The organism is Planococcus kocurii, assembly GCF_001465835.2.
Lineage (GTDB): Bacteria > Bacillota > Bacilli > Bacillales_A > Planococcaceae > Planococcus > Planococcus kocurii.
The window spans coordinates 2,901,917-2,917,597 of the sequence record NZ_CP013661.2; the positions used below are offsets into that span (position 1 = coordinate 2,901,917).

Genomic DNA, 15,681 nt, shown 5'->3' on the forward strand with positions numbered 1-15,681 from the left:
GTTTATGCGATTTTCTTTTTATTCATGATGCCATTGAGCTGTCTGAGAAGTTTTCTTTTCAACCGTTTCAGCATGGCTAACCACTCCTTAACGCGATTATACTGCGTTTTCTGACAATTGTAAAGAAGCTGAACCTGTGTATTCAACCCTAATTATATTAAGAATGGAGATTCTAAAATGCCGAAATTATTATTGCTAGATATCGATGGAACTTTGTTGGATTCACACAAAAAACTACCGGCTTCTGCAAAAGAAGCACTGCAACAAGCACGATTGAATGGACATGACTTAGCCATTGCCACTGGACGCGGACCATTTATGATTACTTCTATTCTAGAAGAACTAAAAATCGATACGTACATTACGTTCAACGGACAGTACATCTCACATAACAACAAAGTGGTTCATAAGCAAGCAATCGAAGCTAAAATGCTAAATGAAATTCTTGCGTATGCAGAGCAACGCAATCATCCCATTGTCTTTATGAACGAAGAGAAAATGGTATCTTCTATCGATTTCCATCCGGATATTGAAGAAAGTATACAGACGCTGAAAATACCGCATCCTGAAACAGAGAAAGATTTTCATTTGAATCACGAAGTCTACCAAGCACTGGTGTTCTGTGAAAAAGAAGAAGAACAGCAATACCACGATGCATTTAAAGAAGTAGACTTTGTCCGCTGGCACCGCGTCTCTTGTGATATTTCACCAAAAGGTGGTACTAAGGCAAGCGGAATTAAAAAGTTGATCCGCGCAACAGGTCACTCTATTGAAGACACAATCGCATTTGGTGATGGTTTGAACGATTTAGACATGATGGATGTCGCCGGATATAGTGTCGCAATGGCAAATGGTCACGAAGAAACCAAAAAACGCGCATCCTATGTAACGGAACACGTAGACAACGACGGTCTAGCAAAAGCGTTCAAGCATTTAAAATTAATTTGACAAAGAAAAGCGAAAGCGCCTGTTCGAGCTAGGTGCTTGAGCATATAGAATAAAAAAGAGACGCGGCTTATTCAGCCGCGTCTCTTCCGATTACAATCGCATTTTCAATTTCAGCGAAAGGATTTGTTGGATTGATGTGATCGAAGAACATGACTCCATTCAAATGATCAAGTTCATGCTGGAATGCAATAGCAGGTAACCCTGTCAAACGAATTTTGAATTCTTCACCATCTGGATTAAAAGCTTTAACGGTAATTCGCGCATATCTTGGAACATATCCAGGAACTGCACGATCAACGGACAAACAACCTTCTCCAGCAGCTAAATAAGCTTTTTCTATAGAGTGACTGACTATTTTAGGATTAATGGCAACGAGACTAAGATCTTCTCCTGTACTCTCGTCAAAATGCAAAGCGAACATTCGTTTTGCTTCATTTATTTGAGGGGCTGCAATACCAACACCGGGACGCAAATCATATTTTTCAGCCAGTTCATCGTCTTGGCTGTCAACTACATATTCCATAAGGTCTTTACTCAATTGACGATCTTCCTGAGACAGTGGAAATTTCACTTCTTCAGAACGTTTTCTGAGTGTAGGATGACCTTCGCGTATTATATCTTTCATTCGTATCAACTGATTTCATCCTTTCAAATGTCTTGCTATGTATTTTATTATAACGCAATTTTTCTATTTTGAAAAAAGAAAAAGCTGCAAAGCGTAGTTGTATTTTCCGTATGTGCATACTATAGTTAATTCATGGGAATTAAGGAGTGAACTAGATGAAAAAAACAGCCGTAGCGTTAAGTTTTTTCGTAATTTTTTTGTTAACTGCTTGTTCAGGTTCAGGAATTCGCGGAGATTTAGATCAAGTACTTAACGATACTTTCGATGCGGAAGAGGAGTACCGTGCAGTGCAAGACGATTTGGAAAAGCGGGAGAAAACAGAACAACAATTGTTTGAAGAAATTATGGCATTGACACAAGAAGAGCAAGACCAAGTAGCTAAACAAGCACAAACTGCGCTTGATTCGGCAGACGAACGTCTAGAGTTCTTAAAAACTGAAAAAGAATCAATGCAGTCTGCAGAAGAAAATTTCACTGACATTGATAAAGTGATCAAAGCTGCCGAAGAAGTAGCTGTAAAAGCAGACGTGGAAGCGCTGAAGGCAAAAATGAAAGAACGCTTCACAGCTCATTCGGAGTTTACGAAAGCTTATGAAAAGTTGATAGAAAGACAAAAAGAATTGTATGAGATGTTGAAGAAGGAAGAAACTACGTTGCAACTGCTTCAAGAAAAAGCTGCGGAAGTAAATGAACAAAACGAACAAGTTCAACTGGCTGTTACAGCATTTAACGAAGTAACCAAACAGGTCAATGAATTAAAAGATGCCACAATGAAAAAAATAGATGAAAGTGAGGAATAAGCGGCCTTTATGGTCGCTTTTTCTGTCCTATAAAAGATGTGTAAAAACGACTCTGTATTATAATACAGGGCATTAAACGAACTGATACAGTTCAAGAAAACAAAATTGTCATGCAATTATTATTACTTAAAAATGTCAGGTTCTCTATGATTGACCCACGTTTTGTCGTAACGTATACTAAGTAGGAATGCGAAATTGTATCATAACTTGTATGTAATTATTTTAATACAGATAAAAAGGAGAGTTGCTTTTATGGCTGCGAAAAAATCACAGCAGTTCGATCCAGTAGAGACGCTGAATGCAATCGAAGAAAAGTTTGAAATGGTTCAGATTTTAAATGAAGAAGGCGAAATCGTTAACAAAGAGGCTGACCCGAAACTTTCGGACGAAGACCTACAGGAATTGATGAGCCGGATGGTATATACACGAATTCTTGATCAGCGTTCAATTTCTTTGAACCGTCAAGGACGTCTTGGATTTTATGCTCCGACAGCAGGACAAGAAGCTTCACAACTAGCTTCTCATTTTGCCTTGTCAAAAGAAGATTTCATTTTGCCAGGTTACCGTGACGTTCCACAATTGATTTGGCATGGATGGCCACTTCATCAGGCATTCTTGTTTTCACGTGGACATTTCATGGGGAACCAAATGGCTGAAGGTTTGAATATCTTGCCTCCGCAAATCATCATTGGTGCTCAATTTATTCAAGCTACTGGTGTTGCTCTAGGTATGCAAAAACGTAAAAAAGAAGCTGTTGCAGTTACTTACACAGGTGATGGCGGTTCTTCTCAGGGAGATTTCTACGAAGGAATCAACTTTGCAGGCGCGTTCCGCGCACCGGCTATTTTCATTGTGCAAAATAACCAGTATGCGATTTCGACTCCTCGCGAACTTCAAACTTCAGCGAAAACGATTGCTCAAAAAGCAGTTGCAGCTGGAATTCCTGGTGTTCTTGTAGATGGTATGGATCCACTTGCAGTATATGCTGTAACGCGTGATGCTCGTGAACGCGCAGTTAAAGGCGATGGACCAACATTAATCGAAACACTTTGCTACCGTTATGGACCACATACGATGGCGGGCGATGACCCTACACGTTACCGTACATCAGACATTGATAGCGAATGGGAAAAGAAAGACCCTCTTATTCGTTTCCGTAAATATTTGGAAGCAAAAGGCATTTGGGATGAAGCAAAAGAAAATGAAGTAATCGATAAAGCTAAAGAAGAAATTAAAGCAGCAATCAAAAAAGCTGACGGTGCTCCAAAACAGAAAGTATCAGATCTTTTAGAGCTTATGTATGAAGACGTGCCGTTTAATGTTCAGGAACAGTTGGATATTTATAAAGCAAAGGAGTCGAAGTAAGCCATGGCACAATTAACAATGATCCAAGCAATTACCGACGCTCTGAAAACAGAGATGAAGAATGATGAAAACGTTCTTGTTTTCGGTGAAGATGTAGGAAATAACGGCGGTGTATTCCGCGCGACTGAAGGTCTACAAAAAGAATTCGGCGAAGACCGTGTTTTTGATACTCCTTTAGCTGAATCAGGTATTGGCGGTTTGGCTATTGGTTTAGCTTTGCAAGGATATCGTCCAGTTCCAGAAATTCAGTTTTTTGGATTTGTTTTTGAAGTAATGGATTCAATTAGCGGGCAAATGGCACGTATGCGTTTCCGCAGTGGTGGAAGCTTAACTTCTCCTGTAACAATCCGCTCACCATTTGGTGGCGGTGTCCACACACCTGAAATGCATGCTGATTCATTAGAAGGATTGATGGCAGCTCAACCAGGTCTGAAAGTGGTTATTCCGTCTACACCTTATGATGCTAAAGGATTGTTGATTTCAGCAATTCGTGATAACGATCCTGTTATTTTCTTAGAGCACATGAAACTATACCGTTCATTCCGTCAAGAAGTACCTGAAGAAGAATACACAATTCCTTTAGGTAAAGCTGATGTGAAACGTGAAGGGAAAGACTTAACGATTATCGCTTATGGTGCAATGGTACAAGAAAGTATCAAAGCTGCAGAAGAACTGGAAAAAGAAAATTATTCGGTTGAAGTGGTCGATCTTCGTACGATCCAACCGCTTGATATTGAAACAATCATCGCATCAGTTGAAAAAACAGGTCGTGCTATGGTCGTTCAAGAAGCTCAAAAACAAGCTGGAATTGCAGCGAGTGTTGTAGCTGAAATTACAGACCGTGCCATTCTTACTTTAGAAGCACCTGTTCTTCGTGTAACAGCACCAGATTCAATATTCCCATTCTCACAAGCGGAAGAAGTTTGGTTGCCAAATGCGAAGGATATTATCGAAACAGCGAAGAAAGTTTTAACTTTTTAAATTAGACAGAACCGAAAGGGTGATATACATGGCTTTTGAATTTCGTTTGCCGGATATCGGAGAAGGTATCCATGAAGGTGAAATCGTAAAATGGTTCGTAAAAGCGGGGGACACAATCGAAGAAGACGATATTCTTGTCGAAGTACAAAATGACAAGGCCGTTGTCGAAATTCCTTCACCCGTTTCAGGAACAGTTGAAGAAGTATTGGTGGCAGAAGGAACGGTTGCAGTAGTAGGCGATATTTTAGTTCGCATCGATGCACCGGACGCTGAAGAAATGAGTTTTAAAGGGAGTCACGGTGACAAAAAAGAAGTCGCTCCTGAAGTAAAAGAAGAAACAGAAGAACAAGTCCAAGCCGGTACAGCTGAATCTGGTGGAGATGTGGATAAAGCATCTGCTAAAGAAGAAGAACCGAAAAAACAAACAGGTGCTGGATCTCAACCACAGGCTGACTCAACAGAGGAGTCTGATCCGACTGCACGCGTAATTTCAATGCCGTCTGTTCGTAAATTTGCACGCGACAACGATGTCGATATTAAGCAAGTAACAGGATCTGGTAATAATGGACGAGTGTTAAAAGAAGACGTGGAAGCGTTTAAGAACGGCGATCAAAAAGCAGCAACACCTGCAGTTTCTGAAGAAGTATCACAAGAAGTAACAGAAGAAAGCACTGATAAAGCAGCAGCTCCGAAAGCGGCAGTAGCTCCTGAAGGTGAATTCCCTGAAACGCGTGAGAAAATGTCAGGAATTCGTAAAGCAATCGCTAAAGCGATGGTTCATTCAAAACACACTGCTCCGCACGTAACCTTAATGGACGAAGTAGATGTGACAGAACTTGTAGCACATCGCAAAAAGTTCAAAGACATTGCAGCAGAAAAAGAAATCAAGTTAACGTATTTACCATATGTAGTAAAAGCGTTAGTCAGCACATTGCGTGAATTCCCAGCTTTAAACACATCGTTTGATGATGAAACAAGCGAAGTGATTCAGAAGCATTATTTCAATATCGGAATTGCTGCAGATACAGAAAAAGGGTTAATGGTTCCGGTTATTAAAAATGCAGACCGTAAATCAGTATTCGCTATTTCTGATGAAATCAATGGCTTAGCTACAAAAGCGCGTGATGGTAAATTATCAGCTGCTGAAATGAAAGGTGCATCATGCTCAATCACGAATATCGGTTCTGCTGGTGGACAATGGTTTACACCTGTTATTAATCATCCGGAAGTAGCGATTCTTGGAATTGGCCGAATCGCAGAGAAACCTGTAATTAAAAATGGTGAAATTGTAGCGGCACCTGTGTTAGCATTGTCATTGAGCTTTGATCATAGAATGATCGATGGTGCAACAGCACAGCACGCATTAAATCATATTAAACGTTTATTAAGTGAACCTGAATTACTATTAATGGAGGCGTAAAAATTATGGTAGTAGGAGATTTCCCAATCGAAACAGACACGCTCGTAATTGGCTCAGGCCCTGGCGGTTATGTTGCAGCAATCCGGGCAGCGCAAACTGGCCAAAAAGTAACAATCGTAGAGAAAGAATATATTGGTGGCGTTTGCTTGAACGTCGGCTGTATCCCTTCAAAAGCAATGATTTCTGTTGGGCACCGTTTTGAGGAAGCTCAGCATTCAGAAGACATGGGAATTATCGCAAAGGAAGTTTCACTTAACTTTGAAAAAGCGCAAGCGTTTAAAGATGGCGTCGTTAAGAAATTGACTGGCGGCGTTGAGTCTCTTCTGAAAGGCAATAAAGTTGAAATTTTACGCGGTGAAGCTTATTTTGTTGATGAAAACACTGTCCGCATTATGGATGACAATTCAGCACAAACGTATAAATTTAAAAATGCTATTATCGCAACTGGATCTCGTCCAGTCGAAATCCCGACTTTCAAATTTACAAAACGCGTAATTAATTCAACTGGCGCTTTGGCACTTACTGAGCTTCCGAAAAAACTTATCGTTATTGGCGGCGGATATATCGGTACAGAGCTTGGTACTGCATTTGCAAACATGGGTTCTGAAGTAACGATCCTTGAAGGCACACCGGATATCCTTGCTGGGTTTGAAAAACAAATGACAGCAATCGTCAAAAAAGGATTGAAGAAAAAAGGCGTTGAAGTTATCACTAAAGCATCTGCTAAAGGTGTAAAAGAAACTGATTCTGGCGTTACGGTATCGTATGAAGCGGGCGGAGAAGAAAAAACGCTTGAAGCAGATTATGTTCTTGTAACTGTTGGCCGTCGTCCAAATACAGACGAAATGGGTCTTGAAGAATTGAACTTGAATATGTCTGACCGTGGCTTGATCGAAGTCGACAAACAATGTCGTACAAACATCTCCAACATTTATGCAATCGGTGATGTAGTAGCTGGCCTTCAGTTAGCGCACAAAGCTTCATACGAAGGTAAAGTAGCCGCAGAAGCAATTGCAGGAGAAAAGTCTGAAGTTGATTACATGGCTATTCCAGCGGTCTGCTTTACAGATCCGGAACTTGCAAGCGTTGGTTTGTCTGAAGAACAGGCAAAAGAAGAAGGATTCGAAGCTGCGGCTGCGAAATTCCCATTCGCTGCAAACGGCCGTGCTCTTTCATTAAACGCAACTGAAGGATTCGTGAAGCTGGTTTCGCGTAAATCTGACGGTTTGCTGTTAGGTGCACAAATTGTTGGAGCTGGCGCATCAGACATGATCGCTGAGCTTGGTCTTGCTATCGAAGCTGGAATGACAGTAGAAGATATCGCGATGACGATTCATGCTCATCCAACACTTGCTGAAATCACTATGGAAGCTGCTGAAGTAGCTCTTGGAACACCAATTCACATTATTAAATAAATAGTAGAGAAGTCGCTTTTGCGGCTTCTTTTTTTTGAAGAAAAGCTATTTTTCATGGTAAGATTTGTTTGACAAAGGAGTGTTTGGATTGATAAATAGAAAAGCAATGGTTTTGGTAACCGCCCTGTTATTACTAGCGGCATGTGGAAATGACGATGAAGCAGTTACAAATAAGGAAGAAAAGACAGTTAAAGAACAAGTTGCAACTGAAGGAAAAAAAGCCGAAAAAGATGAAGAAGTAATTGAAACAAAAGAAGAAGCAGTTGAAGAAGAACCAAAAGAAGAAGTAACGTCGGAACCACAATATCGCATCAATCCTGCTAATTGGTCAGTACAACCTATAGCAGATGCTGCTGAAAAAGTAGTATTAGTAACTATTGATGATGCGCCGGATAAACATTCAATAGAAATGGCAGAAACATTGAAAAGTAAAGAAATTCCAGCAATTTTCTTCGTCAATGGTCATTTTTTAGATACAGATGAGGAAAAGCAACAGTTAAAAGAAATCTACGATATGGGCTTTGTAATTGGGAATCATACATATAGCCACGAAAATTTAAAAACTCTTTCTGAGCAGCAGCAGCAACAAGAAATTTTGGAGATTAATAAAGTTGTTGAAGAAATTACTGGAGAAAAACCAAAGTTTTTCCGTGCTCCTTTTGGCTCTAATACTGACTTTAGCAAACAACTTGTCGAAGACCAACAGATGGTTCTCATGAACTGGACCTACGGCTACGACTGGGAAAAAGACTATCAAGACGCTGCGGCATTAACAGAAATTATGGTTAATACGGAGTATTTAAATAATGGTGCTAATTTATTGATGCACGATCGAGATTGGACTGCAGAGGCATTACCCGGAATTATCCGAGGACTACAAGATAAAGGATATGGCTTTGTGGACCCGAAAACAATCGAAGGTATGTAAAAAAACGATCCACAGGTATTTTTCTGTGGATCGTTTTTTTAGGGTTCATTACGTAAACTTATGCCTGTCGAATCTACATGACTGCTTACGCTTTTCGTTGTCTAGACTCCAGCAGCCAGATTCTCGGGACATAAGCCACTCTGGCTGTGTGGCTGAAAACACGCCACTTCGCCAGTGCATCTTATGCCTGTCGAATCTACATGGCTGCTTACGCTTTTCGGTGTTACCTAATCGCTTGTTGTTCTTTTATAACCCGTAGCATTTGCAGTGTGTCGTCTTCTGGTCCTTGTACGGGTAACCCGGCAGCTACGTTCATATGGATATAGTTGATATTTTCTTGGGTGATGATTTCACCAGGAATGAAAATAGGGATACCGGGTGGGTAGACCATGATAAATTCAGCAGAAATGCGTCCGACTGCTTCATTGATTGAGATAACTTCTGTTGTTGCATAGAAAGCGTCACGTGGTGTCATTGCGAGTCTTGGAATGTCTGGCATCAATACGACAGGTTCGATGACTACGGCATCACTTTCTAAGGTCTCAGTCATACGTTGAAGTGCATTGATCAATAGATTTACTTCTTTGCGGCTATCGCCAATTGTGATGAGGCATAAAATATTATACAAATCGGAAAGTTCGATTTCAATATTAGCATTTTCTCTCAGCCATTCCTCGGCCTGATGTCCAGTAATACCTAAATTCTTTACACTGATTAATAGTTTCGTCGGGTCCATATCAAAAGTGGCGGACGAATTTAGTAATTCTTTACCCACACAGTGTAAATGAGGGATTTTGTTGATGCGTTTGCGCGCATCTTGAGCTAACCGAATCGTCCGATCAATCAAATCATAGCCATTGATTGCCAATTGACGGCGCGCAGTATCAAGAGACGCTAAGATTGGATAGGACGTCGACGTCGTCGTTAGCATAGAAAGCGTCGATTGTACGCGCTTTGGCGATACTAAACCTTCTCGTACATTTAGCACCGAACTTTGTGTCATAGATCCACCTAATTTATGGACGGAAGTTGCTGCCATATCCGCTCCTGCCGACATTGCGGAAATCGGCAATGACTTATGGAAATGAATATGAACCCCATGTGCCTCATCGACCAGAACAGGGACATTTCGCGAATGTGCAATATCGACAATCCGTTTTAAGTCAGCGGCTACACCGAAATAAGTCGGATTAATGACTAGTACGGCTTTAGTATCTGGGTATTCAACTAATGCTTTTTCTACTGCTTCCGCCGAAATTCCATGAGAGATACCAAGCTCAGGATCTACTTCAGGATGAATGAAAATCGGGATAGCACCAGCGAAAACAATAGCCGACATGATAGATTTATGGACATTTCTTGGCACTAGAATTTTATCATTGGGACCAACGACACTAAGAATCATTGTCATAATTGCGCCACTTGTACCTTGTACAGAAAAGAATGTATAATCTGCTCCAAAAGCTTCAGCAGCTAGCTCTTGCGCTTTTTTGATGGCACCTTTTGGAGAATGTAAATCATCCAAAGGAGCGATGTTAATTAAATCGATAGAAAGAATGTTGTCGCCGACAAATTCTCTAAAAGCTGGATCTACACCTTGCCCTTTTTTGTGGCCAGGAATGTGAAACTGGATTGGGTGCCGGTTTCGATGCTTGAGAAGCGCATCAAATAACGGAGTTTCTAATTGAGACAATGATAAGCCCACCTCGCTAAATAAAATGAAAACAAAATGAATTATAGCATGATGTACTCACCTATAGTACAAATTAAAAGGATTTTACATCGTGAAAGCGAATACATGAACAGATAGAGAGAAAAGGAGTGATTCGATGGAGTTCAAAACAAAAGTGACGGAACTATTAGGAATTCGTTATCCGATTATTCAAGGGGGGTTGGCTTACTTAGCCTATGCGGAACTAGCTGCGGCAGTGTCAAATGCAGGAGGACTTGGTCAAATTACAGCAATGAGTTTGTCAACGCCTGAAGAATTGAGAACAGAGATTCAAAAAGTAAGACAATTGACGGACAAGCCTTTTGGTGTTAATTTTGCAATTGGCGATCACGGTCGTTCGTTTTCTCATATGTTGAATGTAGCGATTGAAGAAGGAGTGCCGGTTGTTTCGATGACTGGTGGCAATCCGACGCCAATATTCGAGCAACTAAAAGAGACCAACATTAAAAAGTTGGTATTGGTTGCTGCAAAAAGGCAAGCTCAAAAAGCAGAAAGTCTCGGTGCTGATGCTGTTATGGTCGTGGGTCAAGAAGGTGGTGGGCATTTGGGGCGTGACGATATTGGGACAATGGTGCTAATTCCACAAGTGGTAGATGCTGTAAAGATTCCGGTTATCGCTTCAGGAGGAATTGGTGACGGACGGGGCTGGATGGCCGCTCTTGCATTAGGTGCTGAAGGAATTGAAATGGGCACACGCTTTATTGCCACAAAAGAATGCGTCCATGCCTCAGCAGCATATAAACAGCAGCTAATCAATAGTTCAGAGAACGATACAGTTATTATCAAACGCAGCATTGGTGCGCCTGCGCGAACGTTACGGAATAGTTGGACCGACAAAATTTTAGAGATTGAAAGTCACGCGCCCACTTATGAGGCTTTAAAAGAATACATTAGTGGTGAAGCCAACAAGCGTTTCATCTATAATGGAGAAACAGACCAAGGCTTTGGTTGGGCGGGACAAGTGACTGGATTGATCAAAGATGAGCCGACAGTTCAGGAACTGATTGACTCAATGGTCAAACAGGCTGAAGAAATCCGAGGCAAATGGTCAGTTACTAGATGAAATGAGGGATGAACAATGGATTATTCTTATCCATTTTCAATTGAATGGTCAACAGAAGAAATTATTGATGTTGTCGGTTTTTTTGAAGCAATTGAAATGGCTTATGAAAAAGGCATTACCCGACAAGACTTATTGACGCGCTATCGTAAGTTCAAGCAAGTAGTTCCTTCGATATCAGAAGAAAAAACCTATTTTCGTGAATTTGAAGAAGAAAGTGGGTATGTAGCCTTTCCGGTTATTAAAGAAATGAAAGCTGGAACAGGCGATGAAACCATCAAACTAAAAAACAAGTAATAAAAAAGAACCTGTAGCCTTAGCGGCTGACAGGTTCTTTTGCTGGTTGGAGCAAAGATGTATAAACAGGCAGTAAAGCTTGGAAAGTTTCTTCTGTGAATTGAAAAAATTGTTCCTTATTTAAAGAAGCGGCCTGTTCTCTAGTTAAATGGCGGCCAATTACAAATTCGCCTTTTTTTACATCACGCAACCGAATTAGCAGTTTTTCAATACCTGCGTCACCTAATTCATATAACGTATCGGACTGCGGTTTCATATGATCTCCTGAAGCGGTGAAATCGGTTGGCAACTGTTGCAATACATCAGAATGCAATAAGTTTTGCGCCATTGCAGTTTTATTGGGAGCCTCATAAATAACCGCTAAAATAATGAATACGTGACTTTCCCACATGCCAATTTGAAAATGAGGAACGGCTTTATAGCCTCTTTTAAAAGGTGCAAAGGCTACCCAACTATCATTTGGCGGATTTACAGTTCTTCGCATATGTTTAGCTACGTGAGGGAAAAATTCATTTCCGGTTTTTCCAGAGAAAAATGATGAAAATTCAATGCCAAGTTCTTCGAATTTTGGCCGGACAATATCAGTCAGTGCAGACATTCTAGCATCTAAGCCAGGAGTGTTAAAAACTTCAAAATCTTGTTCGTTCCAGTAAGGTTTCAAATAAATATCCTCCTCTAATTTAAGCAATCAGGTTTCATTTTAACGAAGTTTGGGAAAAAAGAATATAAATACGTTTCTGCCAATGGATTTCGTTAGAAAAAAATGTTATTATAAAGTTGTAACAAGATTAGTCGGAATCTTCCGACTTTGATGAGAAAGGGGTGCTCATTATGAAACAGATGGTTCAGATAATCCGCAAAGCGGATGTAGAGAAGGAATATGTACATGTATTAAAGTTAGAACTCGATTATGAACTTGCTTCACTGTTTGATGCAATGCAGCAAAAGGACGACCATGAAGTGTCTAAAAGTAAACAGCGACTTCAGGAAATTCACCTAGAACTGGAGGCCCTCCATGCGCTCTAATTCATCTATACATTAAAGGCATCTGCTAGAGTAAGACAGCAGATGCCTTTTTCGTTATACTGAAACAAACAAGGAGGGATGCACAGATGGACTTGCATGCTATGGATAGATACATAAAATCACTCATTAAAGAAGCAGGGCATCAGATTCGTAATTCTTTTTTAACGGATATTACGATTGAATCAAAATCGAATGCCAATGATTTGGTAACCAATATGGATAAAGAAATTGAACAATTTTTTATCGAGCGGATTCGCAGAGATTTCTCAGGGCATCGAATTTTTGGAGAAGAAGGCTTTGGAGATGATATCCAAAACACGAACGGAATTATTTGGTTGCTCGATCCAATTGATGGCACGATGAATTTTGTTCATCAGAAACGCAACTTTGCTATATCTCTAGGAATATACGAAGATGGGATCGGTAAACTGGGCTATATATATGATGTTGTCAACGATGATTTATACCACGGAGTTAAAGACGGTGGAGCATATTACAACAATGAAAAGCTAAGACCGCTTATGGAAACAGACATATCCGAATCCATCGTGGCAATGAATGCGACATGGTCAATCCCAAATCGTTATTTAGATCACGAAGCTATCATTCAATTGATTCGCGATGTACGTGGTACACGCTCTTATGGTTCGGCAGCACTTGAACTTGCTTATGTGGCATCTGGGCGTTTTGATGCTTACATTTCAATGAGGTTATCTCCGTGGGATATTGCTGGGGGTATGGTTATTGCTCAAGAAGTAGGTGCAATAACGACGAATTTTAAAGGAGACCCAGCAAATCTTTTAAAACAAGACACTTTTATAGCAGCTAATCCCGCAATTCATCAAGAACTGTTAGAAAAATATATAAAATTCAAGTAAAAAAAGATGCGGAATTCCGCATCTTTTTTTATAATTATAGTAATCCGGCTTCCCGCATTTCTTTTTTCTTCTTGAATCCCATGCCCATGATTAAACACAGGACTAAGATTGCTGCGAATATGCCCAGTACACTGCGCAAGCCAACAGCCAAGCCGATTCCTGCCATCGCTAGTAACGCTGCCAAAGAGTACAATACGAAGATCCATTTAATGTTTTTTATTGATTTTTTCACTTGATTTGCCTCCTGTAGCTTACAAACTGAAATAAAATCTTAGGGTTTTACACCTATATGTGCTATACTAGCACAGTTATAGGCATGAAAAAAGAATATTGGAGTGAAATTATGACTAAATTACGTAACGACTTAAGAAACATTGCAATTATTGCCCACGTTGACCATGGTAAAACAACGCTAGTGGATCAGCTTCTACAACAATCCGGAACTTTCCGTTCGAACGAACACGTTGACGAACGCGCAATGGATTCTGGCGACATCGAAAGAGAACGCGGAATTACAATTCTTGCGAAAAATACTGCAATTCAATACAAAGACGCTAAAATCAACATCCTAGATACGCCTGGACACGCGGATTTTGGTGGAGAAGTTGAACGTATCATGAAAATGGTTGATGGTGTTCTATTGGTAGTAGACGCTTATGAAGGCTGTATGCCACAAACGCGCTTCGTACTGAAAAAAGCATTAGAACAAAACCTGAAGCCAATCGTAGTTGTAAACAAAATTGACCGTGACTTTGCACGTCCTGAAGAAGTGGTTGACGAAGTCATCGAATTGTTCATTGAACTTGAAGCGAATGACGATCAATTGGAATTCCCGGTTATTTTTGCATCAGGTATGAACGGTACAGCAAGTCTTTCTTCAGATCCTGCTGATCAAGAAGAAAACATGCAGGTTGTTTATGATGCGATCCTGGAACACGTCCCAGCGCCAATCGATAACAGAGATGAGCCACTTCAGTTCCAGGTAGCTCTTCTTGATTATAGTGATTATGTTGGACGTATCGGAATCGGCCGCGTATTCCGCGGGACGATCGAAGTTGGACAATCGGTTTCATTGATGAAACTAGACGGTTCATTCAAAAACTTCCGTGTGACGAAAATGCACGGTTTCATGGGCCTAAAACGGGTGGAAATCGAAAAAGCAGAAGCTGGCGACTTGATTGCCGTTTCGGGTATGGAAGACATCAACGTAGGGGAAACGGTTTGTCCTGCAGAACATCGCGAAGCATTGCCAGTCTTACGCATTGATGAGCCAACTCTACAAATGACTTTCTTAGTTAACAATAGCCCATTTGCAGGTAAAGAAGGTAAATGGATCACTTCAAGAAAAATCCAAGAACGTTTGGATGCTCAATTGCAAACAGACGTATCTCTACGTGTAGACAATACAGATTCACCTGACGCTTGGGTAGTTTCTGGTCGCGGAGAATTGCATTTGTCGATTTTGATCGAAAACATGCGCCGTGAAGGATTCGAAATTCAAGTTTCTAAACCTGAAGTTATCGTTCGTATGGTTGACGGAGTTCGCTGCGAACCAGTAGAACGTGTTCAAGTAGACGTTCCTGAAGAATATACAGGTAACATCATTGAGTCATTAGGTGAACGTAAAGGCGAAATGTTGGATATGGTAAACAATGGTAGTGGACAAGTTCGTATGGTATTTAACGTACCGGCACGTGGTTTGATCGGTTATACAACTGAATTCTTAACGCAAACTCGTGGCTACGGAATTATTAACCACACATTCGACAGCTACCAGCCAGTTGCTTCTGGTCGTGTTGGCGGACGTCGTGAAGGCGTATTGGTATCTATGGAGCGCGGTAAAGTTTCGACTTACGGCTTGATGGGGATCGAAGACCGCGGAACTTCATTCGTTGAAGTTGGCGCTGAAATTTACGAAGGTATGATAGTTGGACAACATAACCGCGACAGCGACCTTACAGTAAATATCGTAAAAATTAAAGCTGCAACTAACATTCGTTCAGCTAACAAAGACCAAACAACAACAATGAAAAAAGCACGCTTAATGAGTCTTGAAGAAGCGCTTGAATACTTGAACGATGATGAGTATTGCGAAATTACACCGCAAACGATTCGTCTGCGTAAAAAGATTCTTGACAAAAACGAACGTGAACGTATGGCTAAGAAAAAGAAAGTTGCCATCGAAGAATAAGTGAATAGGAAGGAT

General features: G+C 40.7%; 16 protein-coding genes. 12 read left to right on the plus strand and 4 right to left on the minus strand.

Annotated elements, in window-relative coordinates; all coding sequences use genetic code 11:
* Positions 1–177 precede the first annotated feature (177 nt).
* A complete protein-coding gene (locus AUO94_RS14060; protein ID WP_058384815.1) occupies positions 178–948 on the plus strand; it encodes a Cof-type HAD-IIB family hydrolase in 771 nt (256 codons plus the stop codon).
* 67 nt (positions 949–1,015) lie between these two features.
* On the opposite strand, the gene def is transcribed toward AUO94_RS14060, so the two are convergent.
* On the minus strand, positions 1,016–1,582 hold the full coding sequence (def, locus tag AUO94_RS14065) for a peptide deformylase (RefSeq protein WP_058384816.1): 567 nt from the start codon (positions 1,580–1,582) through the stop codon (positions 1,016–1,018).
* Between the two features lie 146 nt (positions 1,583–1,728).
* On the opposite strand from def, the gene AUO94_RS14070 reads away from it, so the two are divergent.
* The 6 genes from AUO94_RS14070 (at position 1,729) to AUO94_RS14095 (ending at position 8,482) form a co-directional block, all read left to right on the plus strand.
* Entirely contained in the window at positions 1,729–2,373 is a 645-nt protein-coding gene (locus AUO94_RS14070; RefSeq protein WP_058384817.1) for a YkyA family protein, read from the plus strand.
* A gap of 252 nt (positions 2,374–2,625) precedes the next feature.
* On the plus strand, positions 2,626–3,738 hold the full coding sequence (gene pdhA, locus AUO94_RS14075) for a pyruvate dehydrogenase (acetyl-transferring) E1 component subunit alpha (protein WP_058384818.1): 1,113 nt from the start codon (positions 2,626–2,628) through the stop codon (positions 3,736–3,738).
* Positions 3,739–3,741: 3 nt separating this feature from the next.
* The gene (locus tag AUO94_RS14080; RefSeq protein WP_058384819.1) at positions 3,742–4,719 is read left to right on the plus strand and encodes an alpha-ketoacid dehydrogenase subunit beta; all 978 of its coding nucleotides are present in this window, start codon (positions 3,742–3,744) and stop codon (positions 4,717–4,719) included.
* 28 nt (positions 4,720–4,747) lie between these two features.
* Positions 4,748–6,139, plus strand: a complete 1,392-nt coding sequence (locus tag AUO94_RS14085; RefSeq protein WP_058384820.1) for a dihydrolipoamide acetyltransferase family protein — start codon at positions 4,748–4,750, stop codon at positions 6,137–6,139.
* Positions 6,140–6,144: 5 nt separating this feature from the next.
* Positions 6,145–7,554: a dihydrolipoyl dehydrogenase gene (lpdA, locus tag AUO94_RS14090; protein ID WP_058384821.1), complete on the plus strand. Its 1,410-nt coding sequence runs from the start codon at positions 6,145–6,147 to the stop codon at positions 7,552–7,554.
* An 88-nt stretch (positions 7,555–7,642) separates the two neighbouring features.
* Positions 7,643–8,482, plus strand: coding sequence for a polysaccharide deacetylase family protein (locus tag AUO94_RS14095; protein ID WP_058384822.1), 840 nt, complete (start codon positions 7,643–7,645; stop codon positions 8,480–8,482).
* A gap of 223 nt (positions 8,483–8,705) precedes the next feature.
* On the opposite strand, the gene AUO94_RS14100 is transcribed toward AUO94_RS14095, so the two are convergent.
* Positions 8,706–10,175 (minus strand): aminotransferase class I/II-fold pyridoxal phosphate-dependent enzyme, encoded by a 1,470-nt coding sequence (locus AUO94_RS14100; protein ID WP_058384823.1) that lies wholly within the window; start codon positions 10,173–10,175, stop codon positions 8,706–8,708.
* 136 nt (positions 10,176–10,311) lie between these two features.
* Between AUO94_RS14100 and AUO94_RS14105 the strand changes: the two genes are divergently transcribed.
* The gene (locus tag AUO94_RS14105; protein ID WP_058384824.1) at positions 10,312–11,277 is read left to right on the plus strand and encodes an NAD(P)H-dependent flavin oxidoreductase; all 966 of its coding nucleotides are present in this window, start codon (positions 10,312–10,314) and stop codon (positions 11,275–11,277) included.
* 15 nt (positions 11,278–11,292) lie between these two features.
* Complete coding sequence (locus tag AUO94_RS14110) at positions 11,293–11,571, plus strand: UPF0223 family protein (RefSeq protein ID WP_058384825.1); 279 nt, start codon at positions 11,293–11,295, stop codon at positions 11,569–11,571.
* 19 nt (positions 11,572–11,590) lie between these two features.
* Here the strand turns inward: AUO94_RS14110 and AUO94_RS14115 are convergent, their stop codons facing one another.
* Positions 11,591–12,232 (minus strand): YktB family protein, encoded by a 642-nt coding sequence (locus tag AUO94_RS14115; protein WP_058384826.1) that lies wholly within the window; start codon positions 12,230–12,232, stop codon positions 11,591–11,593.
* 170 nt (positions 12,233–12,402) lie between these two features.
* On the opposite strand from AUO94_RS14115, the gene AUO94_RS14120 reads away from it, so the two are divergent.
* The gene (locus AUO94_RS14120) at positions 12,403–12,597 is read left to right on the plus strand and encodes a hypothetical protein (RefSeq protein ID WP_038704363.1); all 195 of its coding nucleotides are present in this window, start codon (positions 12,403–12,405) and stop codon (positions 12,595–12,597) included.
* Between the two features lie 86 nt (positions 12,598–12,683).
* The gene (locus AUO94_RS14125) at positions 12,684–13,475 is read left to right on the plus strand and encodes an inositol monophosphatase family protein (RefSeq protein WP_058384827.1); all 792 of its coding nucleotides are present in this window, start codon (positions 12,684–12,686) and stop codon (positions 13,473–13,475) included.
* A gap of 34 nt (positions 13,476–13,509) precedes the next feature.
* Here the strand turns inward: AUO94_RS14125 and AUO94_RS14130 are convergent, their stop codons facing one another.
* On the minus strand, positions 13,510–13,695 hold the full coding sequence (locus AUO94_RS14130) for a YlaF family protein (RefSeq protein WP_058386869.1): 186 nt from the start codon (positions 13,693–13,695) through the stop codon (positions 13,510–13,512).
* Between the two features lie 123 nt (positions 13,696–13,818).
* On the opposite strand from AUO94_RS14130, the gene typA reads away from it, so the two are divergent.
* The gene (gene typA / locus AUO94_RS14135; protein ID WP_058384828.1) at positions 13,819–15,666 is read left to right on the plus strand and encodes a translational GTPase TypA; all 1,848 of its coding nucleotides are present in this window, start codon (positions 13,819–13,821) and stop codon (positions 15,664–15,666) included.
* The last annotated feature ends 15 nt before the right edge of the window (positions 15,667–15,681 follow it).

Coding starts and splice junctions, on each gene's coding strand:
- AUO94_RS14060 (WP_058384815.1), top strand. CDS start 178: ATGCCGAAATTATTATTGCTAGATATCGATGGAACTTTGTTGGATTCA.
- AUO94_RS14070 (WP_058384817.1), top strand. CDS start 1,729: ATGAAAAAAACAGCCGTAGCGTTAAGTTTTTTCGTAATTTTTTTGTTA.
- pdhA (WP_058384818.1), top strand. CDS start 2,626: ATGGCTGCGAAAAAATCACAGCAGTTCGATCCAGTAGAGACGCTGAAT.
- AUO94_RS14080 (WP_058384819.1), top strand. CDS start 3,742: ATGGCACAATTAACAATGATCCAAGCAATTACCGACGCTCTGAAAACA.
- AUO94_RS14085 (WP_058384820.1), top strand. CDS start 4,748: ATGGCTTTTGAATTTCGTTTGCCGGATATCGGAGAAGGTATCCATGAA.
- lpdA (WP_058384821.1), top strand. CDS start 6,145: ATGGTAGTAGGAGATTTCCCAATCGAAACAGACACGCTCGTAATTGGC.
- AUO94_RS14105 (WP_058384824.1), top strand. CDS start 10,312: ATGGAGTTCAAAACAAAAGTGACGGAACTATTAGGAATTCGTTATCCG.
- AUO94_RS14110 (WP_058384825.1), top strand. CDS start 11,293: ATGGATTATTCTTATCCATTTTCAATTGAATGGTCAACAGAAGAAATT.
- AUO94_RS14120 (WP_038704363.1), top strand. CDS start 12,403: ATGAAACAGATGGTTCAGATAATCCGCAAAGCGGATGTAGAGAAGGAA.
- AUO94_RS14125 (WP_058384827.1), top strand. CDS start 12,684: ATGGACTTGCATGCTATGGATAGATACATAAAATCACTCATTAAAGAA.
- typA (WP_058384828.1), top strand. CDS start 13,819: ATGACTAAATTACGTAACGACTTAAGAAACATTGCAATTATTGCCCAC.